The following is a 537-nucleotide window of genomic DNA, read 5'->3' as shown; positions in this document are numbered from 1 at the left end:
GCGGCTGACCGCCCAGGCCTGGGTGGTGGAAAACCGCACCGGCGCGGGCGGCGCGCTCGGCATCCGCGCGGTGGCGCAGGCGACGGATGGGCACACGCTGCTGCACACCACCTCCGCCATCGCCATCCTGCCCGCCCTGCAGCGCGACCCCGGCTTCGATCCCGTGGCCGACCTGGTGCCGGTGACGCTGACGGCGGAAACGCCGATCCTGCTGGCGGTGCGGGGCGATTCCCGCTTCCGTGACCTCGGCGATTTCCTCGACGCGGCCAGGGCGAAGCCCGGCACGGTCAGCTTCGCCACATCGGGCACCGGCACCACCGTCCACCTGGCCGGCGAATTGCTGCGGGCGCGGGCGGGGGTGGACCTGCTGCATGTGCCCTTCCGCGGTTCCGCCCCCGCCACCACCGCGCTGCTGGGCGGCGTGACGGATGCGCAATTCGTGAGCCCGCTGGAGGCGCTGCCCCATCTCCGTGCGGGGCGGATGCGGGCGCTGGCGAATACCGCGCCGCGCCGCGGCACGCTGTTGCACGACGTGCC

Annotated in this window: 1 protein-coding gene; it reads left to right on the top strand. The window is 74.5% G+C overall.

The features are described 5' to 3' along the window. On the top strand, positions 1-537 hold a 537-nt coding region (locus ACLD7X_RS18210; RefSeq protein ID WP_411425097.1), incomplete at both ends, for a tripartite tricarboxylate transporter substrate binding protein.

The sequence above is a fragment of the Aphanothece microscopica RSMan92 genome (genome assembly GCF_046613545.2).
In the GTDB taxonomy this organism is placed as follows: domain Bacteria; phylum Cyanobacteriota; class Cyanobacteriia; order PCC-6307; family Cyanobiaceae; genus NIES-981.
The sequence above is the reverse complement of the archived record's forward strand: the minus strand, read 5'-3'. Positions and strand labels throughout refer to the sequence as shown.